The 26,054-nt window shown below is 71.9% G+C and carries 22 protein-coding genes and 2 pseudogenes; 13 read left to right on the forward strand and 11 right to left on the reverse strand.

The window, feature by feature from the left end:
• Window positions 1-191: 191 nt before the first annotated feature.
• The 3 genes and pseudogenes from ACIG3E_RS19745 to ACIG3E_RS19755 form a co-directional block, all read right to left on the reverse strand.
• Window positions 192-911, reverse strand: a pseudogene (locus tag ACIG3E_RS19745) (ABC transporter ATP-binding protein); the annotation flags it as partial.
• 170 nt (window positions 912-1,081) lie between these two features.
• Complete coding sequence (locus ACIG3E_RS19750) at window positions 1,082-2,461, reverse strand: aspartate aminotransferase family protein (protein ID WP_399617710.1); 1,380 nt, start codon at window positions 2,459-2,461, stop codon at window positions 1,082-1,084.
• Window positions 2,446-2,997: an Lrp/AsnC family transcriptional regulator gene (locus ACIG3E_RS19755; RefSeq protein WP_399617713.1), complete on the reverse strand. Its 552-nt coding sequence runs from the start codon at window positions 2,995-2,997 to the stop codon at window positions 2,446-2,448. The genes ACIG3E_RS19750 and ACIG3E_RS19755 overlap by 16 nt, the downstream gene beginning before the upstream one ends.
• Window positions 2,998-3,158: 161 nt before the next feature.
• On the opposite strand from ACIG3E_RS19755, the gene ACIG3E_RS19760 reads away from it, so the two are divergent.
• Together ACIG3E_RS19760 and ACIG3E_RS19765 are read left to right on the forward strand one after the other, a co-directional pair.
• Window positions 3,159-4,595, forward strand: a complete 1,437-nt coding sequence (locus ACIG3E_RS19760) for a gamma-aminobutyraldehyde dehydrogenase (protein ID WP_399617716.1) — start codon at window positions 3,159-3,161, stop codon at window positions 4,593-4,595.
• Between the two features lie 103 nt (window positions 4,596-4,698).
• Window positions 4,699-5,871 carry a PotD/PotF family extracellular solute-binding protein gene (locus ACIG3E_RS19765; RefSeq protein ID WP_399617718.1) on the forward strand — a complete coding sequence of 391 codons (1,173 nt, stop codon included), beginning with the start codon at window positions 4,699-4,701 and terminating at the stop codon, window positions 5,869-5,871.
• A 25-nt stretch (window positions 5,872-5,896) separates the two neighbouring features.
• On the opposite strand, the gene ACIG3E_RS19770 is transcribed toward ACIG3E_RS19765, so the two are convergent.
• Window positions 5,897-6,187, reverse strand: a complete 291-nt coding sequence (locus ACIG3E_RS19770; RefSeq protein WP_399617721.1) for a TetR family transcriptional regulator C-terminal domain-containing protein — start codon at window positions 6,185-6,187, stop codon at window positions 5,897-5,899.
• On the opposite strand from ACIG3E_RS19770, the pseudogene ACIG3E_RS19775 reads away from it, so the two are divergent.
• A pseudogene (locus ACIG3E_RS19775) lies at window positions 6,157-6,923 on the forward strand (SDR family NAD(P)-dependent oxidoreductase). The gene ACIG3E_RS19770 and the pseudogene ACIG3E_RS19775 overlap by 31 nt on opposite strands.
• Before the next feature lie 123 nt (window positions 6,924-7,046).
• On the opposite strand, the gene ACIG3E_RS19780 reads toward ACIG3E_RS19775, so the two are convergent.
• The gene (locus ACIG3E_RS19780) at window positions 7,047-7,403 is read right to left on the reverse strand and encodes a winged helix-turn-helix transcriptional regulator (protein ID WP_399617724.1); all 357 of its coding nucleotides are present in this window, start codon (window positions 7,401-7,403) and stop codon (window positions 7,047-7,049) included.
• Window positions 7,404-7,481: 78 nt separating this feature from the next.
• Between ACIG3E_RS19780 and ACIG3E_RS19785 the strand changes: the two genes are divergently transcribed.
• The gene (locus ACIG3E_RS19785; protein WP_399617727.1) at window positions 7,482-8,123 is read left to right on the forward strand and encodes an NADPH-dependent F420 reductase; all 642 of its coding nucleotides are present in this window, start codon (window positions 7,482-7,484) and stop codon (window positions 8,121-8,123) included.
• A 15-nt stretch (window positions 8,124-8,138) separates the two neighbouring features.
• Here the strand turns inward: ACIG3E_RS19785 and ACIG3E_RS19790 are convergent, their stop codons facing one another.
• The 4 genes from ACIG3E_RS19790 to ACIG3E_RS19805 all read right to left on the reverse strand — a co-directional run bounded on the left by ACIG3E_RS19790 (window position 8,139) and on the right by ACIG3E_RS19805 (window position 11,587).
• Window positions 8,139-8,930: an SAM-dependent methyltransferase gene (locus ACIG3E_RS19790; protein WP_399617730.1), complete on the reverse strand. Its 792-nt coding sequence runs from the start codon at window positions 8,928-8,930 to the stop codon at window positions 8,139-8,141.
• Window positions 8,927-9,640 carry a glycerophosphodiester phosphodiesterase gene (locus ACIG3E_RS19795; protein ID WP_399617733.1) on the reverse strand — a complete coding sequence of 238 codons (714 nt, stop codon included), beginning with the start codon at window positions 9,638-9,640 and terminating at the stop codon, window positions 8,927-8,929. The genes ACIG3E_RS19790 and ACIG3E_RS19795 overlap by 4 nt, the downstream gene beginning before the upstream one ends.
• A 33-nt stretch (window positions 9,641-9,673) precedes the next feature.
• Entirely contained in the window at window positions 9,674-10,723 is a 1,050-nt protein-coding gene (locus ACIG3E_RS19800) for an adenosine deaminase (protein ID WP_399617736.1), read from the reverse strand.
• A 204-nt stretch (window positions 10,724-10,927) separates the two neighbouring features.
• The gene (locus ACIG3E_RS19805) at window positions 10,928-11,587 is read right to left on the reverse strand and encodes an NADAR family protein (RefSeq protein WP_399617739.1); all 660 of its coding nucleotides are present in this window, start codon (window positions 11,585-11,587) and stop codon (window positions 10,928-10,930) included.
• A gap of 205 nt (window positions 11,588-11,792) precedes the next feature.
• Between ACIG3E_RS19805 and ACIG3E_RS19810 the strand changes: the two genes are divergently transcribed.
• The 8 genes from ACIG3E_RS19810 (at window position 11,793) to ACIG3E_RS19845 (ending at window position 21,107) form a co-directional block, all read left to right on the forward strand.
• Window positions 11,793-13,319, forward strand: coding sequence for a gamma-aminobutyraldehyde dehydrogenase (locus tag ACIG3E_RS19810; RefSeq protein ID WP_399617742.1), 1,527 nt, complete (start codon window positions 11,793-11,795; stop codon window positions 13,317-13,319).
• Between the two features lie 87 nt (window positions 13,320-13,406).
• The gene (locus ACIG3E_RS19815; protein WP_399617745.1) at window positions 13,407-14,651 is read left to right on the forward strand and encodes a PotD/PotF family extracellular solute-binding protein; all 1,245 of its coding nucleotides are present in this window, start codon (window positions 13,407-13,409) and stop codon (window positions 14,649-14,651) included.
• 97 nt (window positions 14,652-14,748) lie between these two features.
• Window positions 14,749-15,894 (forward strand): ABC transporter ATP-binding protein, encoded by a 1,146-nt coding sequence (locus tag ACIG3E_RS19820; protein WP_399617748.1) that lies wholly within the window; start codon window positions 14,749-14,751, stop codon window positions 15,892-15,894.
• Window positions 15,891-16,823: an ABC transporter permease gene (locus ACIG3E_RS19825; protein WP_399617751.1), complete on the forward strand. Its 933-nt coding sequence runs from the start codon at window positions 15,891-15,893 to the stop codon at window positions 16,821-16,823. The genes ACIG3E_RS19820 and ACIG3E_RS19825 overlap by 4 nt, the downstream gene beginning before the upstream one ends.
• Window positions 16,823-17,635, forward strand: a complete 813-nt coding sequence (locus ACIG3E_RS19830; RefSeq protein ID WP_399617754.1) for an ABC transporter permease — start codon at window positions 16,823-16,825, stop codon at window positions 17,633-17,635. Before ACIG3E_RS19825 ends, ACIG3E_RS19830 begins: the two co-directional genes overlap by 1 nt.
• Before the next feature lie 76 nt (window positions 17,636-17,711).
• Window positions 17,712-19,130, forward strand: coding sequence for an NAD(P)/FAD-dependent oxidoreductase (locus ACIG3E_RS19835; RefSeq protein WP_399617757.1), 1,419 nt, complete (start codon window positions 17,712-17,714; stop codon window positions 19,128-19,130).
• A 217-nt stretch (window positions 19,131-19,347) separates the two neighbouring features.
• A complete protein-coding gene (locus ACIG3E_RS19840; RefSeq protein ID WP_399617760.1) occupies window positions 19,348-19,860 on the forward strand; it encodes a hypothetical protein in 513 nt (170 codons plus the stop codon).
• A 173-nt stretch (window positions 19,861-20,033) separates the two neighbouring features.
• On the forward strand, window positions 20,034-21,107 hold the full coding sequence (locus ACIG3E_RS19845; RefSeq protein ID WP_399617763.1) for a chitinase: 1,074 nt from the start codon (window positions 20,034-20,036) through the stop codon (window positions 21,105-21,107).
• Here ACIG3E_RS19845 and ACIG3E_RS19850 read toward each other — a convergent pair.
• Entirely contained in the window at window positions 21,061-21,606 is a 546-nt protein-coding gene (locus ACIG3E_RS19850; protein WP_399617765.1) for a phosphatase PAP2 family protein, read from the reverse strand. The genes ACIG3E_RS19845 and ACIG3E_RS19850 overlap by 47 nt on opposite strands.
• Window positions 21,607-22,141: 535 nt before the next feature.
• On the reverse strand, window positions 22,142-23,476 hold the full coding sequence (gene gabT / locus ACIG3E_RS19855; protein WP_399617768.1) for a 4-aminobutyrate--2-oxoglutarate transaminase: 1,335 nt from the start codon (window positions 23,474-23,476) through the stop codon (window positions 22,142-22,144).
• A gap of 296 nt (window positions 23,477-23,772) precedes the next feature.
• On the opposite strand from gabT, the gene ACIG3E_RS19860 reads away from it, so the two are divergent.
• Window positions 23,773-25,914 carry an ATP-binding protein gene (locus ACIG3E_RS19860; RefSeq protein WP_399617771.1) on the forward strand — a complete coding sequence of 714 codons (2,142 nt, stop codon included), beginning with the start codon at window positions 23,773-23,775 and terminating at the stop codon, window positions 25,912-25,914.
• Window positions 25,915-26,054: the final 140 nt, after the last annotated feature.

Genomic DNA, 26,054 nt, shown 5'->3' on the forward strand with positions numbered 1-26,054 from the left:
CCCGGCCCGCCTGCGGAGACACCCGGCCCGCCTGCGGAGGCACCCGGCCCGCCCACGGAGACACCCGGCCCACCCGCTGAGGCACCTGTCCCGCCCGAGACACCTGTCCCGCCCGAGGCGACCGCCCCGCCGGATCCGCCCGGCTCTTCCGAGGCCCCGCGCGCGGCCCCGGCCCCAGCCCCGCCGCCCTCCGCAGCGGCGGCGGCCCCGTGCTCCTCACCGGGCAGGTGCAAGGTATGCACGCGTCTGCCGTCGAGCAGGGCCACCGTGCGGTCAGCCAGGGCGGCGACCTCCGCGTCGTGGGTGGCGAGGACGACGGTGATGCCGTGCGAGCGGGCGGCCGTCGTCAGGGTGCGCAGGACGTGCGCGCGGTCGGTGCTGTGCAGCGGCGCGGTGGGCTCGTCCGCGAAGAGGACGGCGGGGGCCGCGGCGAGGGCGCGGGCGACGGCCACGCGCTGGCACTCGGCGCGGGTGAGGGCGTGCGGCCGCTTGCGGGCGCAGTCGCCCGCGTCGAGGCGCTCCAGCCACTCCAGGGCCGCGCGCTTGGCGGTGCGGTGCGGGGTGCCGCGCAGGAGCAGCGCGAGCGCGGCGTTCTCCCAGCCGGTCAGCTCGGGGACGAGCGAGGGCGCGGGGTCGATCCAGCCGAAGCGGTCGCGGCGCAGCCGCTCCCGGACCAGCGGGCCCATGGTGTGCACGGGCGTGGAGTTGAACCAGACCTCGCCCCGCTGCGGCGGCAGCTGGCCGGACAGACAGCGCAGGAGCGTCGTCTTGCCGCTGCCGCGCGGGCCGCCGACGGCGAGGATCTCGCCCTCGCGGACACCGAGCGAGACGCCGGTGAGTGCGGGAGTGCCGTTGAGCGTGACGTGCAGGGCACGAGCCCACAGCACGTCGTTGTCCGGCGGGGCCACCATGGGCGTACACCTCGGTTCAGATCAGATTGCCTCCCCCGTACGGGGGAACGAAGGCTGGGCCGATCGGTCACTGGGCACGCTAGGTAGTGGGGGCGGGAGCCCGGACAAGGACGCGGCCCGGGCGCACCCATCTCACTCGGATGGGTGCGCCCGGGCCGGTGTGTGCCGGGTCAGATCTTGGTCCAGGCCTCCGTCAGGACCTGGCGGACGATGCCCTCGATCTCGTCGAAGGTGGACTGGTCCGAGATCAGCGGCGGCGACAGCTGGATGACGGGGTCACCGCGGTCGTCGGCGCGGCAGTACAGGCCGTACTCGAAGAGCTTCTTGGAGACGAAGCCGTAGAGCACGCGCTCGGACTCCTCGTCCGTGAAGGACTCCTTGGTGGCCTTGTCCTTGACGAGCTCGATGCCGTAGAAGAAGCCGTTGCCGCGGACGTCGCCGACGATCGGCAGGTCGTGCAGCTTCTGGAGGGTGGTCAGGAACGCGCTCTCGTTGTCGAGCACGTGCTGGCCCAGGCCCTCGCGCTCGAAGAGGTCGAGGTTGGCGAGGCCGACGGCGGCGGAGACCGGGTGGCCGCCGAATGTGTAGCCGTGCAGGAAGGTGTTGTCGCCCTTGTAGAACGGCTCGGCGATGCGGTCCGAGACGATGGCCGCGCCGATCGGGGAGTAGCCCGAGGTCATGCCCTTGGCGCAGGTGATGATGTCGGGGACGTAGCCGAACTTGTCGCAGGCGAACATCGTGCCGAGGCGGCCGAAGGCGCAGATGACCTCGTCGGAGACCAGCAGCACGTCGTACTTGTCGCAGATCTCGCGCACGCGCTGGAAGTAGCCGGGCGGGGGCGGGAAGCAGCCGCCCGCGTTCTGCACCGGCTCCAGGAAGACCGCGGCGACGGTCTCGGGGCCCTCGAAGAGGATCTCCTGCTCGATCTGGTCGGCGGCCCAGCGGCCGAAGGCCTCGGGGTCGTCGCCGTGGATCGGGGCGCGGTAGATGTTGGTGTTGGGGACCTTGTGCGCGCCGGGGACCAGCGGCTCGAAGGGGGCCTTCAGGGCCGGGAGGCCGGTGATGGACAGGGCGCCCTGCGGGGTGCCGTGGTAGGCGACCGCGCGCGAGATGACCTTGTACTTCGTGTGGTTGCCGGTGAGCTTGTGGTACTGCTTCGCCAGCTTCCAGGCGGTCTCGACGGCCTCGCCGCCGCCGGTGGTGAAGAAGACCTTGTTCAGGTCGCCCGGGGCGTAGTGGGCCAGGCGCTCGGCCAGTTCGACGGCGCTCGGGTGGGCGTACGACCAGATGGGGAAGAAGGCGAGGTCGGCGGCCTGCTTGGCGGCGACCTCGGCCAGCTCACGGCGGCCGTGCCCGGCCTGGACCACGAACAGGCCCGCGAGACCGTCGAGGTACTTCTTGCCCTGGTCGTCGTAGATGTAGGTGCCCTCACCGCGCACGATGGTGGGCACGGGCGAGTTCTCGTACGACGACATGCGCGTGAAGTGCATCCACAGGTGGTCGTACGCGGTCTTGCTGAGGTCCTTGCTCACGGCTATCGGGTTCCCCACATGTAGGTCTGCTTCTTCAGCTTGAGGTAGACGAAGCTCTCGGTCGAGCGCACGCCGGGGAGCGCGCGGATCCGCTTGTTGATGACCTCCAGCAGGTGGTCGTCGTCCTCGCAGACGATCTCCACGAGCAGGTCGTGCGAGCCCGCGGTCATCACCACGTACTCCGCCTCCGGCATCGCGGCGACGGCGTCGGCGACCGGGTCCACGTCGCCCTCCACGTCGATCCCGACCATCGCCTGGCGGCGGAAGCCCACGGTGAGCGGGTCCGTCACGGCGACGATCTGCATCACGCCCTGGTCCAGGAGCTTTTGGACGCGCTGGCGCACGGCCGCCTCGGACAGGCCGACGGCCTTGCCGATGGCGGCGTACGGCCTGCGGCCGTCCTCCTGGAGCTGTTCGATGATCGCCAGGGAGACGGCGTCGACCGAGGGCGATCCGCTCTGGCCGCGGCCGCCACCGGTGGTGGTGCGGGTGGTCGCCCCCTCGCGAGGGCTGCTGGGGTCTGTGCTTCGACTGGCCACGACCTCACTGTGCACGAGGTCTCGTCAGTTACGCAAGGCCGGATCAATGAAATTCGTTGCCGTGCGACTCCTGGCTTGCGGATTTCGCAGTCCTGGGCAGCTGGGTATGTTGAAAGCGTCGGTGTACGGACTAGGGTGGGTGTCTCATCCACTGGACACTGACTGGAGGGCCGGAAGTGAGCACCGAGCTGCGCCGTCTGCGCAACTACATCAACGGAGAATTCCGGGACGCGGCCGACGGACGGACCACCGAGGTGATCAACCCGGCGACCGGTGAGGCGTACGCCGTGGCGCCGCTGTCCGGCCAGGCCGACGTCGACGCGGCCATGAAGGCCGCCGCCGACGCCTTCCCGGCCTGGCGCGACCTGGTGCCCGCCGAGCGGCAGAAGGCGCTGCTGAAGATCGCGGACGCCTTCGAGGAGCGCGCCGAGGAACTCATCGCCGCCGAGGTCGAGAACACGGGCAAGCCGATCGGCCTCACCCGCTCCGAAGAGATCCCGCCGATGGTCGACCAGATCCGCTTCTTCGCGGGCGCGGCCCGGATGCTGGAGGGCCGCGCCGCCGGTGAGTACATGGAGGGTCTGACCTCCATCGTCCGCCGCGAGCCGGTCGGCGTCTGCGCGCAGGTCGCGCCGTGGAACTACCCGATGATGATGGCCGTGTGGAAGTTCGCCCCGGCGCTCGCCGCGGGCAACACGGTCGTCCTCAAGCCGTCGGACACCACCCCGGCGTCGACCGTCCTGATGGCCGAGATCATCGGCTCCGTCGTGCCGCCCGGCGTCTTCAACGTGGTCACGGGCGACCGCGACACCGGCCGCATGATGGTCGAGCACCCGACCCCGGCGATGGCCTCCATCACCGGCTCGGTGCGCGCGGGCATGCAGGTGGCCGAGTCGGCCGCCAAGGACCTCAAGCGCGTCCACCTGGAGCTCGGCGGCAAGGCGCCCGTCGTGGTCTTCGAGGACACCGACCTGGCCAAGGCCGTCGAGGACATCTCGGTGGCGGGCTTCTTCAACGCGGGCCAGGACTGTACGGCCGCGACCCGGGTGCTCGTCCACGAGTCCATCCACGACGAGTTCGTCACCGCCCTCGCCAAGGCCGCCGCCGACACCAAGACCGGCCTGCCCGACGACGAGGACGTGCTGTACGGCCCGCTGAACAACGCGAACCAGCTGGCGCAGGTCTCCGGCTTCATCGATCGGCTGCCCGCGCACGCCAAGGTCGAGGCGGGCGGCCACCGGGTCGGTGAGAAGGGCTACTTCTACGCGCCGACCGTCGTCTCCGGGCTCAAGCAGGACGACGAGATCATCCAGAAGGAGGTCTTCGGCCCGGTCATCACCGTCCAGTCCTTCACGGACGAGGCCCAGGCCGTCACCTACGCGAACGGCGTGGAGTACGCCCTCGCCTCCTCGGTGTGGACCAAGGACCACTCCCGCGCGATGCGCATGTCCAAGGCCCTCGACTTCGGCTGCGTCTGGATCAACACGCACATCCCGCTGGTCGCCGAGATGCCGCACGGCGGCTTCAAGAAGTCCGGCTACGGCAAGGACCTCTCCGCCTACGGCTTCGACGACTACACCCGGATCAAGCACGTCATGACGTCGCTCGACTGACGTCGGGGCCCCGCGTGGGGCTGACGTTCTGAGTCGTCTTCGGGGCGGGCGGTGGACACCTTGTCCATTGCCCGCCCCTCGTGCGTGAAGTGAGGGTGGGGGCATGACAGTTGCCGCACGCCGTACGTTCCTCAAGGGCATCGGCGCGGCCGGGGTCCTCGGCGCCCTCGCGGGCTGCGGGGTGCCCGCCGCGTACGTCGACGCCTCGGACCGCGCCGCGAAGGACCTCTCCGGCCGGGAGAAGAAGCTGACGTTCGCCAACTGGCCCCTGTACATCGACACCGACGACGAGGACAAGACCAGGCGCCCCACCCTCGACGCCTTCGAGAAGCGGACCGGCGTCGACGTCCGCTACACCGAGGAGATCAACGACAACGACGAGTTCTTCGGCAAGATCAGCCCCTCTCTGATGAACCATCAGGAGACCGGCAGGGACCTCGTCGTCATCAGCGACTGGATGTGCGCGCGCTTCGTGCGCCTGGGCTGGGTGCAGGAGATGGACCGCTCCCGGCAGCCCAACGTGGCCGCGCACCTCGACCCGATCCTGCGCACGCCGCACTTCGACGAGGGGCGCCGGTACTCCGTGCCCTGGCAGTCCGGCATCACCGGCATCGCGTACAACAAGCGGCGGCTCGGCCGCGAGATCCGGCACGTGTCGGACCTGTGGGCCGACGACCTGAAGGGCCGGGTGACGCTCCTGTCCGGGCTCGACGAGGCGTTCGCGCTCCTCATGCAGGGCGACGGCGTCGACATCGGGAAGTGGACCGGGGACGACTTCCACCGCATGTGCGACCGCCTGGAGAAGCGCGTGCGCGGCCACCACGTCCGCCGCTTCACCGGCAACGACTACATCAAGGACCTCGCCAGCGGCGACGTCCTCGCCTGCCAGGCCTACAGCGGCGACGTCATCCAGCTCCAGGCCGACGACCCCGACATCGCGTTCGTCGTTCCCGAGGAGGGCGCCGAGCTGTGGGCCGAGTCCCTGATGATCCCCAACCTCGCCCGCCACAAGGCCAACGCCGAGCGCCTGATCGACCACTACTACGACCCCGAGGTCGCGGCCGAGCTCGCCGCCTGGGTCAACTACGTCTGCCCCGTGCCCGCCGCCCGCGACGTCCTCGCCTCCTCCAAGGACAAGGACCTCGCCGCCCTCGCCGAGGACCCGCTGGTCTTCCCCGACGACGCGATGCGCCGACGCCTCGCCATCGCCCGGGACATCACGTCCGACGAACGCACGGAGTTCGCCCGCCGGTGGAACGCCCTGGTGGGGTTGTAGGCCCGCGCCGCGCGGCCGCGTGGCGCTACGCGCCGGGCGCGAGCACCGCGTCCCAGGCCGCCATCGCCCGGTCCACCGTCTTGTCCAGGGTCGCGCGGGACGCGCCGTCGCGGGCCTGGACGGACATGCCCTGGACGACCGTGGTGTAGAAGGCCGCCACGGCCTCCGTGTCGGTGGCGGCGGGGAGTTCGCCCTCCTCGACGCCGCGGCGCAGGCGGTCGGCCATCATCTCGGCGCCGCTTCTGCGCCAGGCCGCCAGGTGTTCGCGCACCGGTGCGTTCGCCGGTGAGCAGTTGGTGGCGGCAAGCACGATCATGCAACCGGCCGGTCTGTCCGGGCCGGTGCACGCGCGCGCGTTCTCGCGCAGGACCGCCTCGACGGCGCCGCGCGCGGGACGGGGCCGACGTGGCGTTCACCTACGTGAGCCCCGCGGGGAAGGCGAAGGCCGAGGCCGTCGTCGCCGAGGTGGAGGCGCTCGGGCGGCGGGCGGTGGCCGTCCAGGCCGACGCGGCGGACGCGGAGGCGGTCACCGGGGCGGTGGAGCGGGCGGCGCGCGAGCTCGGCCGCCTCGACATCCTCGTGAACAACGCGGGCGTGTTCCCGAGCGGGCCGTTCGAGGAGGTCGGCCTCGACGAGCTGGCACCCTGGCGATCCACGCCCGCGCGGCCTTCCTCGGCGCCCAGGCCGCGCTCGCGCACCTGCCGGAGGGCGGGCGCATCGTGAGCGTCGGCAGCAACCTCGTGGGCCGCGTGCCGTTCCCCGGCATCGTCCTGTACTCCATGAGCAAGTCCGCCCTCATCGGCTTCACCAAGGCCCTCGCCCGCGAGCTCGGCCCGCGCGGGATCACCGTCAACCTCGTCAACCCCGGCTCCACGGACACCGACATGAACCCGGCGGACGGCGAGGGCGCCGACTTTCAGCGGGGCCTGTCCGCGCTCGGCCGGTACGCGGAGGCGGACGACATCGCTGCCACGGTGGCCCACCTGGTAGGGCCGGGGGGCCGCTCGATCACGGGGGCGGACTTCACGGTGGACGGCGGTACCAACGCGTAGGCGCTTCGCTGGATTGGGCGGGGTTTCGTCTGCTGGGCCGTGGGGGCTGGGCGCGCAGTTCCCCGCGCCCCTACGGGGCGCTTCCCCCCCGGGGCGCTCCCCACGGGGGGCGCTTCCCCTCCGCTACGAGGCCTTCGCTCGGTCCTGGGCTGCCAGGACCTCGTCGCCGTGGGTGAAGGCCCAGGCGCCGAACGCCTCGATGGGTGGGAGCAGGGTGCGGCCCAGGGCGGTGAGGGCGTACTCCACGTGTGGCGGGGAGCCGGGGTACGAGCGGCGGGTCACCAGGCCGTTGTACTCCAGGCGCCGCAGCGTCTCGGTCAGTACCTTGGAGCTGATGCCGCCGATCTGCTCGCGCAGTTCACCGGGGCGGCGCGGGCCGTGTCGCAGGGCCCAGAGGGCCACGGCGTTCCAGGTGTGGGAGAGCAGGTCGAAGGCCAGCCGGGCGCGGCAGTCGGCGAGGAAGTCATGGGGTTCGCTCACGTACCGAATGGTGCCTGAGGTTTTTCCTACTGTCGTGTCGTGCCCCGGTCAGGGGCGTGACGACGGGGAGGAACAGGCATGCGGATCGGCATACTCGGCACGGGGAACATGGCGGACGCGCTCGGCGGGCAGTGGGCGCGGGCGGGGCACGAGGTGTTCGTGGGCGGGCGGGACACGGCGCGGGCGGCCGGGCTCGCGGCGCGGATCGGGGCGGTCGGACACGGATCGCTGCGGGACGCGGCGGAGTTCGGCGACGGCGCCGTGCTGTTCGCGCTGCCGTACGAGGTGGGCGATCAGGTGGTGACCGGGCTCGCCGACGCCTTGCGCGGGCGGGTGTTCGTGGACTGCTGCAACCCGGTGGGGGAGGGCTTCGCCCTGCTCACGGAGCGGGGTCCGGCCGCCGCCGAGCGGCTCGCGGCCGCCGCGCCCGGCGCTCGCGTGGTCAAGGCGTTCAACCTGTGCCACGAGAGCGTCTGGCGGCTGACCCCGCCGGTCTTCGACGGGCAGCGGCTCGCGGTGCCGGTGTGCGGCGACGACGCCGGAGCGCGCGACACCGTGGGGGAGTTGGTGCGCGCCCTCGGGTGCGAGCCGTACGACGCCGGCGGCCTCGGGCGGTCCGGGCTCGTGGAGGCGACGGCGGCGCTGCTCATCGGGCTGTGGGTGGGCGGCGGTGTGGACGCGCGGGCCATCGTGCCGCCGTTCGGCCGGGCCGGGGGCTGACGTGGTCGGGGCGGGCTACGGTTTGCGGGCTACCGCGCCGTACTGGGGGACCGCGGGGGCCTCGGGGCAGCGCCAGCGGGAGCAGGCCTCGATGCCCGGGGCGAGGAGGTCGAGGCCGTCGAAGTAGGCCTGGAACTCGGCGCGGGTGCGGCCGGTGATCGGCGGCGTGGCGTTCTCGTTCCAGAAGTCCATCGCGGCCTGGTTGCCCGCCCCGCCGACGTCGGCGTCCAGGGTGGGGTGGGTGACGACGAGGTAGCTGCCCGACGGCACCGCGTCCATGAGGGTCCGTACGATCCGGCACGTGTCGTCCGTGTCCGGGATGAAGTTGAGGATGCCGAGCAGCAGCACGGCGACCGGCCGGGTCAGGTCGAGCGTGGCGGCGGCGGCCTCCACGATCTCGCGCGCGTTGCGGGCGTCCTGGTCGATGTACGTGGTCACGCCCTCGGGCGAGCTGGTGAGCAGCGCGTGGGCGTGGGTCAGCACGATCGGGTCGTTGTCGACGTACGCGACGCGGGCGTCCGGGGCCAGGCGCTGCGCCACCTCATGGGTGTTCTCGGCGGTGGGCAGGCCGGTGCCGATGTCGAGGAGCTGGCGGATGCCCAGGTCGCCCACGAGGTGGGTGACCGCCCGGCCGAGGAACGCCCGGTCCGCGCGGGCCACTTCACCGATGGCGGGGAACATCTTGGTGACCTGCTCGCCGACCGCCCGGTCCACCTGGTAGTTGTCCTTGCCGCCCAGCCAGTAGTTCCACACCCGGGCGTTGTGCGCGATGTCCGTGCGGATCCTGCCGGTGCTGTCTGCCGTCACGCCTGCGGTTCCTTCCCCGTCCCCTGGCTCCGCCGCCCCAGCACGGTGGCGAGCGCGTCCATGCGGTTCGTGGTGATCGAGTCCACTCCGTGGGACACGAGCTTACGCATCGTGCGACGGGTGTCGGCGGTCCAGGCGGAGATCAGGTACCCCTGCCCGTGGACGTGGTCGACGAGTTCCCGACTCACGAGGCCGAAGCGGTAGTTGAGCCAGCGCGGGGTGATCGCGGCCAGCAGGGCGGGGCGCGGCGGCGCGAGCGACTTCCACGTCAGCGAGATCTCCGCCGCCGGGTCCGCGGCCCGCACCGCGAGCATCGCGGCGGGCCCCGCGCAGTAGTACACGCGGTCCGCCGCGCCGCACTCGCCGACGACGCCGACGACCGTACGGACCGTGTCCGGCGCCGGGTCGGGAAGGTCCACGAGGACGCGGCGCCCCGCGGTCTCCTTGAGCGCTTCCTCCAGCGTGGGTACGCCGCCCCCGGTGACGCCCCGGACCTCGGCGGCGGAGAGCACGGCCAGCGGCCGGTCGTGCTCCCACAGCCGGTCGAGGGCGGCGTCGTGCAGCAGCACGGGGACGCCGTCGGCGGTCAGGCGGACGTCGATCTCCACCGCGTCCGCGCCCCGGTCGAACGCCGACCTCAGGGACGGCAGGGTGTTCTCGCGGACGTGGTAGGGATCGCCTCGGTGGGCCACGGCAGTCAGGGTGCGCATGGGCTCATTGTGGCCCGGGGGGCGGGGCGGGGATCAGCGCGACAGCCACGTCTCGGTGTACGCGTCGATCTCCTCGCTGATGCGGCGCTTGCCCGCCTCGTCGAGGAAGGACACCTCCACGGCGTTCTTCGCGAGGGCCGCGATGCCGCGCTCGTCGAGGTCGAGGAGGCGGGCGGCGACGCCGTACTCCGTGTTGAGGTCCGTGCCGAACATCGGCGGGTCGTCGGAGTTGATCGTCACGATGACCCCGGCGTCCACGAACTGCTTCAGGGGGTGCTCGTCGAGCGTGGTGACCGCGCGCGTCGCTATGTTCGACGTCGGGCAGACCTCCAGCGGGACGCGGTGCTCCGCGAGGTGCGCGAGGAGCTTGGGGTCCCGGGCGGAGCTGGTGCCGTGGCCGATGCGCTCGGCGCGCAGGTGCGTCAGGGCGTCCCAGACCGTCTCGGGGCCCGTGGTCTCGCCCGCGTGCGGCACGGAGCGCAGGCCCGCGGCGATGGCCCGGTCGAAGTACGGCTTGAACTGCGGGCGCGGCACGCCGATCTCCGGGCCGCCGAGGCCGAAGGAGACCAGGCCCTCGGGGCGGATGCCGTCGGTGGTGGCGAGGCGCACGGTCTCCTCGGCCGAGACGAGGCCCGCCTCGCCGGGGATGTCGAAGCACCAGCGCAGGACGACGTTCAGCTCCGCCTCGGCCGTCTTGCGGGCCTCCTCGATGGCGGCCATGAAGGCGCGCTCGTCGATGCCGCGGCGGGTGGAGGAGTACGGGGTGATGGTCAGCTCGGCGTAGCGCACGTTCTGCCGGGCGAGCTCGCGGGCCACCTCGTAGGTGAGGAGGTGGACGTCCTCGGGGGTGCGGATGAGGTCGACGACGGACAGGTACACCTCGACGAAGTGCGCGAAGTCCGTGAACGTGAAGTAGTCGACGAGGGCCTCGGGGTCCGTCGGCACCTTGGAGTCGGGGTGGCGGGCCGCGAGCGCCGAGACGATGCGGGGGGACGCCGAGCCGACGTGGTGGACGTGCAGTTCCGCCTTCGGCAGGCCCGCGATGAAGCTCTCAGCTCGGGCTGTGGTCGTCGTCTCGGTCATGGTTCCTCCCCGGAACAAGGCTGATCGGCTGATCGGGTGACCCGCGTGGGGTCCGGGTCATGGTAGACACGCGCTCGGCGGCGCGGGCGGGGCGGTGCCCACTCGGCCGCGGCGCTCCGCGTCGGGGCTGGGCTGCCGGAGCCGGGGTGTGTGGGGTGGGTGGGCGGGAAAATCCCGCCGCGGTAGCGGCGGGCACGGCTGAGCTCAGCGCAAGCGCTCCCGCGCGGCCATCAGGGCGAAGCCCAGCAGGTTCGTGCCGCGCCAAGCGGCCGGGTCCTGGGCCCGGGGGTCGTCGGCGGCCAGGCCGATGCCCCAGACGGGGTCGACGGGGCTGGCCTCGACCAGGACGCGGTCGCCGGTGCCGACCAGATACGCCCGCAGCGCCGCGTCGGAGGCGAACTTCCGCTCGCTGCCCTCGGTCACGACGGCGAACCGCTCCCGCTCCCACACGGCCGGGTCGAAGCCGCGCACGAGCCGCCCGGCCCGCTTCGCCTCGGCGGGCGTACGGGCGGTGAGCACCGCGCGCTCGGCCTCCGCGTCGCCGAACAGACGGGCCTTGGCGGCCATCATCCAGTGCTCCGCCGTCGCGTAGGAGACCCCGTCGGCGGTGAAGGGCGAGGGCCACCACTGGCTGAAGCAGCTCGCGCCGAGCGTGCCGTCGCGGCGCGGGGTGTGCCCCCAGAAGTACACGTACTTCACGTGCCGACCCGCCCGCACCGCGGCCGTCAGGGCCGCCGCCGAGCGGATGTCGTCCGTGCCGGAACGGAGGCCGGAACGGAGGCCGGAACGGAGGCCGGAAGGGAGGTCGGAACGCAGGTCGGAGTGTGTGCCGGGCAGGGCAGCCGCCCCCGTGGTCTCGCTCATGCACGCCACCCTGGCACGCGCCACGGACATTCCGTCCGGGCTTTTCCGGGGGGACTCGACACCTGGTCGACAGATTCCGTCGCTTAACCAAAAGGCAACTACGGAATCACTTGTTGGACTATCGACCCTCTGTCAGGATCGGCACTCAAATCGATCTGGAACGACGCCACCCCCTCATCGAGGCCGGGCGGCGGAGGAGAGCGGCATGCACACATTCCAGGCGCGCGATGAGTTCTTTCCGGCACGGGAGCACTTCGCGGACGGCGCGCAGTACATCGCGGGGCGGCTCACCCACGGCACCTCGGGAGGGCACCACGCGGTCGTGGACCCGGCCACGGGTGAGGAGGTGCTCGGCTACGAGCTGGCGGGCGCCAAGGACGTGGACGCGGCCGTGGCCGCCGCGCGCGCCGCGTTCCCCGGCTGGGCGGGCGCGAGCCCCGGCGAGCGCTCCGACGCGATGCACCGCTTCGCCGCCGAGCTGTCCGCCCGCGCCGAGGACCTCGCCCGGGCGGAGACCCTCCAGTGCGGCAAGCCGATCAAGCTGAGCCGCGAGTTCGACGTCCCGGGCACCGTCGACAACACCGCCTTCTTCGCGGGCGCGGCCCGCCACCTCCAGGGCCAGTCCGCGGGGGAGTACGACGGCGGCGACCACACGTCCTACGTGCGCCGCGAGGCCATCGGCGTGGTGGGGTCCATCGCGCCCTGGAACTACCCCCTCCAGATGGCCGCCTGGAAGGTGCTCCCCGCCATCGCCGCCGGGAACACCATCGTCCTCAAGCCCTCCGAGCTGACGCCGCTGACCTCGCTGATGTTCGCGCGGGCGGCGACCGCAGCCGGGATCCCGGACGGGGTCGTCAACGTCGTCACCGGGGCGGGCCGCGACGCCGGTGAGCACCTCGTGGGCCACCCGGACGTGGCCATGACCTCCTTCACGGGCTCCACGGGCGTCGGCAAGCGGGTCGCGGAGGTCGCCACCGCCACCGTCAAGCGCCTCCACCTGGAGCTCGGCGGCAAGGCGCCCTTCGTCGTGTTCGACGACGCCGACCTGGAGTCCGCCGTGCACGGCGCCGTCGCGGGCGCCCTGATCAACAGCGGCCAGGACTGCACGGCCGCCACCCGCGCCTACGTCCAGCGGCCGCTGTACGAGGCCTTCGTCACCGGGGTCGCCGACCTGATGGCGACCGTGCGGCTCGGTGACCCCTGCGACCCCGCCACCGACCTGGGCCCGCTGATCTCGCACGCCCACCGCGACCGCGTCGCCGGTTTCGTGGAGCGGGCCCGCGGCTACGCGCGCGTGGTCACCGGCGGCGAGGCCCCCGAGCACCCCGGCGCCTACTACAAGCCCACGCTGATCACCGGCGCCGCGCAGGACAGCGAGGTAGTCCAGGCAGAGATCTTCGGGCCCGTCCTCGTCGTGCTGCCCTTCGACAGCGACGACGAGGGCATCCGGCTCGCCAACGACACGCCGTACGGGCTCGCCGCGTCCGCCTGGACCCACGACGTGTTCCGCGCGGGCCGCGCGACGCGCGAGATCAAGGCCGGGTGCGTCTGGGTGAACGACCACATCCCGATCCTCAGCGAGATGCCGCACGGCGGCTACAAGGCCTCCGGCTACGGCAAGGACATGTCCGCCTACTCCTTCGAGGAGTACACGCAGATCAAGCACGTCATGTTCGACAACACCGCGGTGGCCAGGAAGGACTGGCACCGCACGATCTTCGGGGACCGATAGTCAGCACGGGCCCGGGCGCCGCGAGACCGGGCGGCGCCCGCCCCTCACCCTCCCGCAAGGGACCCTCCCGAAAGGGCAGACCAGCGCATGGAGCAGTACGAGCCCGACCGCCTCTCCCCGGCCCAGCGGGCCGCCCTGCGGCGCGGCCTGACCAGCGGCCGGGCCGCGCTCACCCGCCGCTCACTCCTGCGCGCCACCACCGGCGGCGCGCTGGCCGCGGGCGGGCTCGGCGCCCTGAGCGCCTGCGGCATCCCCGCCGCGGGCAAGGGCACGGGCGGCATCGCCGCCGAGGACCGCTCGGCGAAGGAGAAGCGCGTGAACTTCTCCAACTGGACCGAGTACATGGACGTGGACGACGCCAAGCGGCGGCCCACCCTCGACGCGTTCACCAGGCGCACCGGCATCACGGTCAAGTACACCGAGGACATCAACGACAACAACGAGTTCTTCGGGAAGGTCAAGCCGCAGCTCGCCGCGGGCCAGGACATCGGCCGCGACCTGATCTGCGTCACCGACTGGCTGGCGGCCCGGCTGATCCGCTTCGGCTGGGTGCAGAAGCTCGACGCGGCCCAGCTGCCCCACGCCTACGCCAACCTGTCCGCCCAGTTCCGCTCGCCGGACTGGGACCCCGGACGCGCGTACTCCTACCCCTGGACCGGCATCTCCGCCGTCATCGCGTACAACAAGAAGGCGACCGGCGGCAAGGAGATCACCTCCGTCTCGCAGCTGCTCGACGAGCCGAAGCTCAAGGGCCGGGTCGGGTTCCTCTCCGAGATGCGCGACACCGTGGGCATGACCCTGCTCGACATGGGCAAGGACCCGGCCGCCTTCAAGGACGACGACTACGACGCGGCGATCGCCCGCCTCCAGAAGGCCGTCGACAAGCGGCAGATCCGCCGCTTCACCGGCAACGACTACACCGCCGACCTCGACAAGGGCGACATCGCCGCGTGCGTGGCCTGGGCCGGTGACGTCGTCCAGCTCAAACTGGCCAACCCCGACATCGAGTTCGCCATCCCCGACAGCGGCTACATCGTCTCCACGGACAACCTCCTCATCCCCAACAAGGCGCGCCACAAGCGCAACGCCGAGCGGCTCATCGACTACTACTACGAGCCCGAGCCCGCAGCCCGGCTCGCCGCGTACATCAACTACGTGTGCCCGGTGGACGGCGTCCGCGACGAGCTCGCCAAGATCGACCCGAGGGCGGCCCGGAACCCGCTGATCCTGCCGGACAAGGAGATGGCGGCGAAGTCCCACGCCTTCCGGGCGCTCACGCCGAAGGAAGAGACGGCGTACGAGGAGAAGTTCGCCCGGCTCACGGGTTCCTGAGCCCGCCCCACGGGCCGCACCGGACCCGCCCGCGGCTCCCCGGGCCCCTTACGCGGCGCCCGCCGTCCCGACCGCTCACCACCCCTGGGAAGAACTCATGACCGAAACCAGCGGCGACGTCCGCCTGACCGGGATCAGCAAGACCTACGGCTCCTTCACCGCCGTCCACCCGCTCGACCTCACCGTGCCCCAGGGCTCGTTCTACGCCCTGCTCGGCGCGTCCGGCTGCGGCAAGACCACCACGCTTCGCATGATCGCGGGCCTGGAGGAGCCGAGCTCCGGCACGGTGTGCCTGGGCGAGCAGGACGTCACCGCGCTGCCGCCCTACAAGCGGCCCGTGAACACGGTCTTCCAGTCGTACGCGCTCTTCCCGCACCTCGACATCTTCGAGAACGTCGCCTTCGGCTTGCGTCGGCGCGGCATCAAGTCGGTGAAGAAGCAGGTCGGCGAGATGCTCGACCTCGTCCAGCTCGGCGAGCAGGCCCGCAAGAAGCCGCACCAGCTCTCCGGTGGCCAGCAGCAGCGCGTCGCGGTGGCCCGCGCGCTCATCAACCACCCCAAGGTGCTGCTCCTCGACGAGCCGCTCGGCGCCCTCGACCTGAAGCTGCGCCGCCAGATGCAGCTGGAGCTCAAGCGCATCCAGACCGAGGTCGGCATCACCTTCGTGCACGTCACGCACGACCAGGAGGAGGCCATGACGATGGCCGACACGGTCGCGGTGATGAACGGCGGCCGCGTCGAGCAGCAGGGCGCCCCCGCCGAGCTGTACGAGAACCCGCGCACCACGTTCGTCGCCAACTTCCTCGGCACCTCCAACTTCATCGCGGCCGAGGTCGACTCGGTCAGCGGCGACGACGTGGTCCTCAGGGCGGGCGACGGCAAGCTCCTGCTGCCCAGGGCGCGATGTAGCGCCGCGACGAGCCCCGGCGGCAAGGTCCTCGTCGGGGTGCGCCCCGAGAAGATCACCCTGACCCACGCCGACGACGCGGGCACCGTCCCGGACGGCCGCAACCGCATCACCGGCCGCGTGGTCACCTCCAGCTTCATCGGCGTCTCCACCCAGTACGTCGTCGACAGCCCCGTCTGCGACGCCTTCGAGGTGTACGCGCAGAACATCGAGCGCGACACCCGCCTCGCCCCGGGCGCCGAGGTCGTCCTGCACTGGAACCCCGCCCACACCTTCGGCCTGGACGCGGAGCAGGACGTCGAGGCGGGCGTCGAGAAGGTCGAGGAGGACGCGTGACGGCCCCCGTCAAGGCGCCCGTCGAGGTGCCCGTGGAGGACGCCCCCGCCCCCGCAAGGCCCCGCAGGCGCGGCCGCCTCGTGCCCTACTGGCTGCTGCTCCCCGGCATCCTGTGGCTGGTCGTCTTCTTCGCCCTGCCGCTGGTCTACCAGGCCTCGACGTCCGTGCAGACCGGCTCCCTGGAAGAGGGCTACAAGGTCACCTGGCACTTCGCCACCTACTGGGACGCGCTCGGCGACTACTGGCCGCAGTTCCTGCGCTCGGTCCTGTACGCGGGCGCCGCCACGGCCCTGTGCCTGCTGCTCGGCTATCCGCTGGCGTACCTCATCGCGTTCCGCGCGGGCCGCTGGCGCAATCTGATCCTGGTGCTCGTCATCGCGCCGTTCTTCACGAGCTTCCTCATCCGCACGCTCGCCTGGAAGACGATCCTCGCCGACGGCGGGCCCCTCGTCGGCGCCCTGAACACGCTGCACGTCCTGGACGTCACCAGCTGGCTCGGCGTCACCGACGGCGACCGCGTCCTCGCCACGCCGCTCGCGGTGGTCTGCGGACTCACGTACAACTTCCTGCCGTTCATGATCCTGCCGCTCTACACGTCCCTGGAGCGCATCGACCCCCGGCTCCACGAGGCCGCGGGCGACCTCTACGCGCGGCCGTCCACGACGTTCCGCAAGGTCACCTTTCCGCTGTCGATGCCGGGTGTCGTCTCCGGGACGCTGCTCACCTTCATTCCGGCCGCCGGTGACTACGTGAACGCCGATCTGCTCGGCTCCACCGACACGCGCATGGTCGGAAACGTCATCCAGACGCAGTTCCTGCGCATTCTGGATTACCCGACGGCGGCCGCCCTTTCGTTCATCCTGATGGCCGCCATTCTGATCATGGTGACGTTCTACATCCGCAAGTCGGGGACGGAGGATCTGGTCTGATGGGCCCGTTCGTCGCATTCGGCCGACTGCTGCGCCGGAACCTCGTCGTCATCTTCGGACTCCTCACGCTCGGCTATCTCCTGCTGCCCAACGTCGTCGTCACGGTCTTCTCCTTCAACAAGCCCAAAGGCCGTTTCAACTACTCCTGGCAGGAGTTCTCGACGGACGCCTGGCAGGACCCGTGCGGCGTCGCCGACATGTGCGGCTCGCTCTCCCTCAGCCTGCAGATCGCTTTCTGGGCGACCCTCGGCGCCACCGTGCTCGGCACGATGATCGCCTTCGCGCTCGTGCGCTACCGCTTCCGGGCGCGTGGCGCCGTCAGCTCGCTGATCTTCCTGCCCATGGCGATGCCCGAGGTCGTCATGGCCGCCTCGCTGCTCACGCTGTTCCTGAACATGGGCGCGCAGCTCGGGTTCTGGACCGTGCTGATAGCCCACATCATGTTCTGCCTGAGCTTCGTGGTGACCGCAGTGAAGGCGCGCGTGATGTCGATGGACCCGCGCCTGGAACAGGCCGCGCAGGACCTCTACGCCGGGCCCGTGCAGACCTTCTTGCGGGTCACGCTGCCGATCGCGGCGCCGGGCATCGCGGCGGGCGCGCTGCTCGCCTTCGCCCTGTCCTTCGACGATTTCATCATCACGAACTTCAACGCCGGATCGACTGTGACCTTCCCCATGTTCGTCTGGGGATCCGCGCAGCGGGGTACGCCCGTTCAGATCAATGTGATCGGCACGGCGATGTTCCTCATCGCCGTCGTTCTCGTACTGGCAGGAATGCTGATCGGAAAGCGCCGCGCGAAGCGGGCGCGCTGACCTGAGGGAAAGCGGCGCCCGTGCGGTTCCCGGCAGCTCTGTGCAGCTCTACGCAATTCTCAAGGGAGTGGAAATCATGGCCCCTGTTGCCATGAACCGTTGGACCAAGTCTCTCTCCGAAGCCAAGCCGGTCCCGTACTGGCTGGACGACCCGGGCCGACCCGACCCGGAGCCCGCGCTGGTCGGTGACGAGCGGGCCGACCTGCTCGTCGTCGGCGGCGGCTACAGCGGCCTGTGGACCGCACTGATCGCCAAGGAGCGCGACCCCGGCCGTGACGTCGTCCTCGTCGAGGGCCGCGAGATCGGCTGGGCCGCCTCCGGGCGCAACGGCGGCTTCTGCGCCGCGTCCCTCACCCACGGCGTGCCCAACGGCCTGGCCCGCTGGCCGGACGAGATCGGCAGACTGGAGGAGCTGGGCGCCCGCAACCTCGACGAGATCGAGGCGGCCGTCGAGCGGTACGGCATCGACTGCGACTTCGAGCGCACCGGCGAGATCGACATCGCGACCCAGCCGCACCAGCTCGCCGAACTCCACGAGATGTACGAGGAGATGGCCGCGCGCGGCCTCACCGGCTCCGCCGAGATGCTGGACGCGGACGAGCTGCGCTCCCAGATCGACTCGCCGACCTTCCTCGGCGGCTTCTGGGACCGCGACGGCGTCGCCCTGCTGCACCCGGCGAAGCTCGCCTGGGGCCTCAAGCGCGTCTGCCGCGAACTGGGCGTGCGCGTGTACGAGAACACGCCCGCCCTCGAACTGGCCTCCGCCGGCGCCGGGATGGCGATCCGCACCCCGTACGGCAGGGTCTTCGCCCGCCAGGTCGCCCTCGGCACGAACGTCTTCCCGTCCCTGGTCAAGCGGGTGCGCGCGTACACGGTCCCCGTGTACGACTACGCGCTCATGACCGAGCCGCTCACGCCGGACCAGCTGGCCGCCATCGGCTGGAAGAACCGCCAGGGCCTCGGCGACGCGGCCAACCAGTTCCACTACTTCCGGCTGTCCGCCGACAACCGCGTCCTGTGGGGCGGATACGACGCGATCTACCCCTTCGGCGGCAAGGTGCGCGCCGAGTACGACCACCGCCCCGAGACCTACGCGAAGCTCGCCGGGCACTTCTTCACCTGCTTCCCGCAGCTGGAGGGGGTGCGGTTCACGCACGCGTGGGGCGGCGCGATCGACACGTGCTCGCGCTTCTCGGCGTTCTTCGGCACGGCGCACGGCGGCCGGGTCGCGTACGCCGCCGGATACACGGGCCTCGGCGTCGGCGCCACGCGCTTCGGCGCCGACGTGATGCTGGACCTCCTCGCGGGCGAGCGCACCGAGCGGACCGAGCTTGAGATGGTCCGCTCCAAGCCGCTGCCGTTCCCGCCCGAGCCGTTCGCCTGGACGGGGGTGACCCTGACCAAGTGGGCCCTGGCCCGCGCGGACGCCAACGGGGGCAGGCGCAACGCCTGGCTCAGGGCGATGGACAAGCTGGGGCTCGGCTTCGACAGCTGACCCCGCGCGCCGCCCGCCGAGCCGCCGCCCGTGAGCCGCTGTCCGGGCGGCGCGCGGGTGGACATCCGCCCGCCGTTGTCCACCGGCGTACGCCCCCGCCGTGCTGTGACACGCTTCACTACCAGTCAGTAGCTGAATCCGCGTAACGCCCGGCCCCCGAAGCCCTCTCCCTCGTGTCAGGCATTCGTACGGCACACGAAGACAGGGAGGTCCGACCATGAACGGTTCGGGTGCCAAATCGGCGGTGGAGTGGCTGGTGTCGGTGGCACCGGATCCGGAGGCCTGCCGCTGGGAGTGGGAGCGCAACCCCCTCGGGGTCGCGCTGCTCCCGGCGGGCAGGCTCTGGGACGTGCTGATCCTGCCGGGCGAGCTCGGCCATCCCACGCTGGACGTGCTGACGCGGGTCGTCGACCGCCCGGGTCCGGTGCTCGCCGACTTCGGCGACGAGCGGATGGGGTTCTTCGTGCCCCCGGGCACGGTGGCCCGCTGGGTGGGCACGGGGGTGCGCGGCGCGGGCCGCGGCACCTGGATCGTCGTGCCCTTCCCGGGGCGCTCCACGGGCGCCGTGCGCTGGCTGATCCCGCCGGACGGCTCGGGGACGCTGGTCGATCCGGCGCTCCTGGAGCTGGCGATGCACGAGGCGGCGGCGCGCATCGCGCGGGGCGCGCGGGCTGAGAGGGATGCCTGGGGCGCAGCCCCTCGCGACCCGGGTGAGTCGCCCCCCGAGTGACCCTTCGGCTCATGCTTGGTGACAGGGACTTGACAAGAGTATTGGTCTGGACCAACTTGAGTGTGTCCTGCTCTCCAACACCCCCACTTCTGGAGGCAGTTGTGGCACTCGTTTCTCGGCCGCGGGTTCGTCGTGGCTGGTCGCGCCGTTCCCCGCGCCCCTTCGGGGCGCTCGTGCTTGCGGTCGCCGGGCTGCTCGCGGTCCAGAGTCCGCAGGCAGCGGCTTCGGACCGGGCCCTGCCCGCGCACGCCCTCGTCGGCTATCTGCACACCAGCTTCGCCAACGGCTCCGGCTATACGCGTCTCGCCGACACCCCGGACAGCTGGGACATCATCGACCTGGCCTTCGGGGAGCCGACCTCCGCGACGTCCGGCGACATCCGCTTCGGCCTCTGCCCCAAGACGGAGTGCCCGAACGTCGAGACGAAGGACGAGTTCAAGGCCGCCGTCAAGGCCAAGCAGGCCCAGGGCAAGAAGGTCCTGATCTCCATCGGCGGGCAGAACGGCCAGGTCCAGCTCACCACCACCCAGGCCCGCGACACGTTCGTCGCCTCCGTGTCGGCGATCATCGACGAGTACGGACTCGACGGCCTGGACATCGACTTCGAGGGCCACTCCCTCTCCCTCAACGCGGGCGACAGCGACTTCAAGAACCCCAAGACCCCGGTGATCGTCAACCTGATCTCCGCCGTGAAGAGCCTGAAGGCCAAGTACGGCCCCGGCTTCACCCTCACCATGGCGCCCGAGACCTTCTTCGTGCAGCTCGGCTACCAGTTCTACGGTCCCGGCCAGTGGGGCGGCGACCCGCGCGCGGGCTCGTATCTGCCGGTCATCCACGCCCTGCGCGACGACCTCACCCTGCTGCACGTCCAGGACTACAACTCCGGCCCGATCATGGGCCTCGACAACCAGTACCACCAGATGGGCGGCGCCGACTTCCACATCGCCATGACCGACATGCTCCTGACCGGCTTCCCGGTCAAGGGCAACACGGCCAACGCCTTCCCGCCCCTGCCCCCGGAGAAGATCGCCATCGGCATGCCCGCGTCCCCGCAGGCGGGCAACGGCCACGTCCCGCCCGGCGAGGTCAACAAGGCCCTCGACTGCCTCACCAAGAACACCAACTGCGGCTCCTACAAGCCCCACGGCAAGTGGCCCGCCCTGCGCGGCCTGATGACCTGGTCCGTCAACTGGGACCGCTTCAACAACTGGGAGTTCTCGAAGAACTTCGACGCGTACTTCGGCTGAGCGCCACGGCCCCGAGCGGCCCCCCGCACAGCAGCCAGCTCGCCAGGACGTCCGCGGGCCAGTGGTAGCCGCGGACGACCAGGCCGAGCCCCACGGCGAGGTTCACCAGGACGCAGGCCGCGGTCAGGGCGCGGGGGGCGCGCAGGAAGGGGAGGAGCAGCAGGGCGGCGGCGCCGTAGGCGACGGTGGCGGTCGCCGTGTGTCCGGAGGGGTAGTAGCCGGTGCCGTCCATGCCCGGCGGGGCGCCGCGGTCGACCGCGGCCTTCAGAGGTACGACCAGAGCGGGCACCGCGGCCATGGCGAGCGCCGCGACCAGGGGCGCGAGCCACCAGCGCCGCGCGCCGGCACGGAAGCCGCGCCACGCCGCGTACCCGAGGGCGGCGGCGAGCACCGGCAGCGCGACCGCCGCACTGCCCAGGTCGGCGAGGAGTTCGGCGACGGGGCGGGGGAGCAGGGCGCCGGAGAGCGCGCGGCCGAGGCGTTCGTCGAGCTGGTGCACGGGCCCGTCGGCGGCGATCTGCCAGGTGAGGAGGGCGAAGAGCAGGCCACTCGCCAGGAGCAGAAGCAGAGAAGGGGTCGGCCGCCCCGGAACAGGGGGGGTAGTTCCGGGGCGGCCGAGAGGACCGGGCTGCCGCGCGCCCCGGGGGGTTTGGGGCGGGCGGCCATCCGATCGGTGAGGAGTTCCGGAGCGCATGGCTCCAGGTGTGTGCGCGAAGGCACGCCCAGGGCGGGGCTGGGGAGGCTCCGACCTGGTGTCGCCCACGGTCTCCCGTGAACGGGGTGTTTCTCTCATCTGCAGAAACCGTACGTCAGTAGCTCGGGGGCCGACAGCCGGAAACAGGTCCCGCCATGGGGCTCCCACACCTTCTTCACAGGCCCTAACCGTCACCCCAGGTCACGATCGGTGTACCGGGCGGGATCCGCACATGTCAGGAGGTGCGCCCCGTGCGGCACCGGGGCCGCCCCCACAGTGGGACGGCCCCGGTGCCAGAGGTCCAGACAGGTGCGGCGCGCGCGGGTGCGCGCCGGAGCGGTCAGACCGTCGCGAACGCGGCCTCGATGATGTCCAGGCCCTCGTTCAGGAGGTCCTCGCCGATCACCAGCGGCGGCAGGAAGCGCAGGACGTTGCCGTAGGTGCCGCAGGTCAGGACGAGGAGGCCCTCGGCGTGGCAGGCCTTGGCGAGGGCGCCGGTCGCCTCCGGGTTCGGCTCCTTCGTCGCGCGGTCCTTGACCAGCTCGATCGCGATCATCGCGCCCCGGCCGCGGATGTCGCCGATGATGTCGAACTTCTCGGCCATGGCGGAGAGCCGGGCCTTCATCACGGACTCGATCTGCTTCGCCTTGGCGTTGAGGTCGAGCTCCTTCATCGTCTCGATGGCGCCGAGCGCGCCGGCGCAGGCCACCGGGTTGCCGCCGTAGGTGCCGCCGAGGCCGCCCGCGTGCGCGGCGTCCATGATCTCGGCGCGGCCTGTGACGGCGGCGAGCGGCAGGCCGCCCGCGATGCCCTTGGCCGTCGTGATCAGGTCCGGGACGATGCCCTCGTCCTCGCAGGCGAACCACTGGCCGGTGCGGCAGAAGCCGGACTGGATCTCGTCCGCGACGAAGACGATGCCGTTGTCGCCCGCGAACTTCACGATCTCCGGCAGGAAGCCCTTGGCGGGCTCGATGAAGCCGCCCTCGCCGAGCACCGGCTCGATGATGATCGCGGCGACGTTGTCGGCGCCGACCTGCTTGTTGATCATGTCGATGGCCTGCTTGGCGGCCTCGGGCCCGGCGTTCTCGGCACCGGTCGGCCAGCGGTAGCCGTACGCCACCGGCACGCGGTAGACCTCGGGCGCGAACGGGCCGAAGCCGTGCTTGTACGGCATGTTCTTCGCCGTCAGGGCCATCGTGAGGTTCGTGCGGCCGTGGTAGCCGTGGTCGAAGACGACGACGGCCCGGCGCTTGGTGTACGCACGGGCGATCTTGACGGCGTTCTCGACGGCCTCGGCGCCGCTGTTGAAGAGGGCCGACTTCTTGGCGTGGTCACCCGGGGTGAGCTCGGCGAGGGCCTCGGCGACCGCCACGTAGCCCTCGTACGGGGTGACCATGAAACAGGTGTGGGTGAAGTCCGCCAGCTGCGCGGAGGCGCGGCGCACGACGGCTTCGGCGGAGGCGCCGACGCTGGTCACCGCGATGCCGGAGCCGAAGTCGATCAGGCGGTTGCCGTCGACGTCCTCGATGATGCCGCCGCCCGCGCGGGCCGTGAACACGGGCAGCACCGAGCCCACGCCACCGGCCACCACGGCCGTGCGGCGGGCCTGCAGCTCCTGGGACTTCGGCCCGGGAATGGCGGTGACGACGCGGCGCTCCTGGGGAATAGCGGTCATGAGAGCTCCTGGGGGTGGTGGGTCGTGCGGACGTCCTCGGGGCACAGCGGCTTTCCGGACGTGTTCGTGGTCTTTCTCCGCAGGTTAGGGGCGGGCGGTGGCGGCGGGCATGCTCCATGGGGGAGGGGTTCGGCGTGGCGGTTGTCCGTGGTGGACATAGCCACGCGGCGGGCGTCGCGGCGCCCGGCCCGTGGTGTGATCGGCGTGCGCGCGGCCCAACGGCGGCACACGGGCACTAGATTGAGCCGCGCACCAGCACACAGGGCCATGACAGGGCAGGTCAGGGGGCAAGGGCCATGACTTCCGACGGCACGTACGACGCTCGCGGCACGCACGCCACTCCGGTGCCGCGCGTGGCGCCGCCGCGCGGCGGCGCCACGGGGGAGGCGGCTCCCGCCGTGCCGCCCAGGCCCGCGCGGGCGCCCGGCGCGCCGCCGCACGCCCAGGGCGAGGAGTTCCTCGCCTGGCTGCGCACGCCCCGGCCGCGGGCGGCGCCCGGCATCTGGCGGTTCGGGCACACGTCCCGGCCCGAGCAGGAGCCGGAGGTCATCCCGACCCGGCAGCTCCTGACGGGCGCGGGGATCGCGTTCCTCGTGGGCTGGCTGATCTGGTCGCTGCTCAACAACAACTACCTGGGCAGCTGGTGGATCGTTCCGCTGGAGCTCTTCACACCGGACTCCTGGCGGTACAGCGACAACAAGTTCGTCAATCTCCTCGTCTGGGACGGCTACACCCTCCTCGTCGTGCTGGCCATCATGATCGGCGTCGGCAAGGTGGGCCGCTGGGACGAGATCTGGCGCCGCTTCGTCGCCCCGCGCCTGCGCACCAAGGCACCGGTGGAGGCCGAGCCCGCGCCCGAGGAGGACCCCGCCCAGTGGCCGAAGCTGCGGGCCGGGGGCGCGGGGGCCGCCGCCGACCGGCTCGCCGCCGACGCCCGCGCGGGGCTCATGCGGGACATCGACGCCGCCCGCATCGCCCGCGCCTGGCGCTCCGTGCGCTCGGGGAACAACTCCCTCGCCGCGTTCACCGACGCCGTCGTGCGCGACGGCGCCGCCGCCTGCCCGCACCCCTCCGGGGACCGGGACCTGCCCGCGCGGGCCGCCCGGCACGACCTCGCCACCGCGCAGGTGCGGCTCGGCACCACCGTGGACGACCCGCGCAACCCGTACGCCTACCGGGGCGCGGGCCTCGCCGTCGGCCCCGGCCTGATCGGCACCTCGCTGCTCGCCGTCGGCCCCGCGGGCTCCGGCAAGACCGGCAGCGTGGTCTGGCCGATCGCCGAGGGCCTGTGTCTCCAGGCCCTCGCCGGGCGCGCCGCCGTGGTGGTGGTCGGCGCGGCGGGCGCGGGACTCGGCCCCGGCGACGACTACGACGTGGTCGTCCGCATCGGCCAACCCGAGTCCGAGTACGACCTCGACCTGTACGGCGGCGCCACCGACCCGGACGAGGCCGCCGCCGTGCTCGCCGAGGCCCTCGTCGGCGACCTCGTCGACCCGCACCTGGGCGCCGACACCCGCCGCTCCACCACCGTCCTCGCCCAGCTCCTCGGCCCCTACCAGGCCGTCAACGGCCGCTTCCCCTCCGTGCCCGAGCTGCGCGCCCTGCTCGACGGCGTCCCCGAGCCGCTCGACGCCCTCCGCAAGGCGCTCCTGGAGCTCGGGCACGAGGTCATGCTGCGCGACCTCGACGCCCGCGCGCGGCAGTCGGGGCACCCGGGCGACATCGGCGCCACCCTCGCGGACCGGCTCGCCCTGCTCGACCGGCCCGCGTTCGCCGCCTTCTTCGACACCTCGGGCCGGAGCACCCCGTTCTCGCTGCGCGCCCTCGACCACCCGGTGCGGGTCCGCGTCGACCTGCCCGAGCGCGGGCACGCCGACGCCTCGCGGATCCTCGCCCGGCTCGTCCTCGCCCAGTTCACGGCCAGCGCCGCCGCCCGCGAGGACCGCTCGCTCTTCGCCTGCCTGGTCCTCGACGACGCCACCGGCACGGTCACCCCCGAGGCGGTCCGCCGCGTCCAGCGGCTCAGGTCGGCCAACGCGGGGGTCGTCATGACCCTGCGGACCCTCGACGACGTGCCGCGCCCGCTGCGCACGCCGCTGCTCGGCGCCGTCGGCTGCCGCATGGCCCTGTCCGGGCTCACCCCCTGGGACGGCCAGGACTTCGCGGAGGTCTGGGGCAAGGAGTGGACCGAGGCACGGGACGTCACCGACCGGCAGATCATCGCCGAGACCCCCGCGGGCAAGGTCCTGCACGTGCTGCGCCGCGTGATCACCGGACGCGCGCCGACCGCCCGCGCGGTCACCGTCCGCCAGGTCGAGCGCGAGCGCTGGTCGGCCTCCGAGCTGGCGCACGCGGTGCCGCCGGGGCACGCGGTGCTCTCGCTGACGGACGTACGGGGGGAGCACGCGCCGCCGCTCCTCGTGGACCTGCGGAGCTGACGGGCCGGAGCCCCGGGTCCCGGCGGGGGGATATACCCGGCAGGGCGCCCGTGGCGACCGTACGGTGAGGCAGAATCGACGGTAGCCGTCATACGCGGCGGCCAAGAGATCACGTGCCGCACGGTGCGCTCGCCGGGCGC

The organism is Streptomyces sp. NPDC053474, from assembly GCF_044544845.1.
Lineage (GTDB): Bacteria > Actinomycetota > Actinomycetes > Streptomycetales > Streptomycetaceae > Streptomyces.

Bases quoted from the DNA above. Each gene is read 5' to 3' on its own strand.
- ACIG3E_RS19770 (WP_399617721.1), bottom strand. From the start codon at position 6,187: ATGATCGTGCTTGCCGCCACCAACTGCTCACCGGCGAACGCACCGGTG.
- ACIG3E_RS19800 (WP_399617736.1), bottom strand. From the start codon at position 10,723: ATGACCGAGACGACGACCACAGCCCGAGCTGAGAGCTTCATCGCGGGC.
- ACIG3E_RS19860 (WP_399617771.1), top strand. From the start codon at position 23,773: ATGACTTCCGACGGCACGTACGACGCTCGCGGCACGCACGCCACTCCG.
- ACIG3E_RS19810 (WP_399617742.1), top strand. From the start codon at position 11,793: ATGCACACATTCCAGGCGCGCGATGAGTTCTTTCCGGCACGGGAGCAC.
- ACIG3E_RS19830 (WP_399617754.1), top strand. From the start codon at position 16,823: ATGGGCCCGTTCGTCGCATTCGGCCGACTGCTGCGCCGGAACCTCGTC.
- ACIG3E_RS19835 (WP_399617757.1), top strand. From the start codon at position 17,712: ATGGCCCCTGTTGCCATGAACCGTTGGACCAAGTCTCTCTCCGAAGCC.
- gabT (WP_399617768.1), bottom strand. From the start codon at position 23,476: ATGACCGCTATTCCCCAGGAGCGCCGCGTCGTCACCGCCATTCCCGGG.
- ACIG3E_RS19815 (WP_399617745.1), top strand. From the start codon at position 13,407: ATGGAGCAGTACGAGCCCGACCGCCTCTCCCCGGCCCAGCGGGCCGCC.
- ACIG3E_RS19765 (WP_399617718.1), top strand. From the start codon at position 4,699: ATGACAGTTGCCGCACGCCGTACGTTCCTCAAGGGCATCGGCGCGGCC.
- ACIG3E_RS19785 (WP_399617727.1), top strand. From the start codon at position 7,482: ATGCGGATCGGCATACTCGGCACGGGGAACATGGCGGACGCGCTCGGC.
- ACIG3E_RS19820 (WP_399617748.1), top strand. From the start codon at position 14,749: ATGACCGAAACCAGCGGCGACGTCCGCCTGACCGGGATCAGCAAGACC.
- ACIG3E_RS19840 (WP_399617760.1), top strand. From the start codon at position 19,348: ATGAACGGTTCGGGTGCCAAATCGGCGGTGGAGTGGCTGGTGTCGGTG.
- ACIG3E_RS19805 (WP_399617739.1), bottom strand. From the start codon at position 11,587: ATGAGCGAGACCACGGGGGCGGCTGCCCTGCCCGGCACACACTCCGAC.
- ACIG3E_RS19795 (WP_399617733.1), bottom strand. From the start codon at position 9,640: ATGCGCACCCTGACTGCCGTGGCCCACCGAGGCGATCCCTACCACGTC.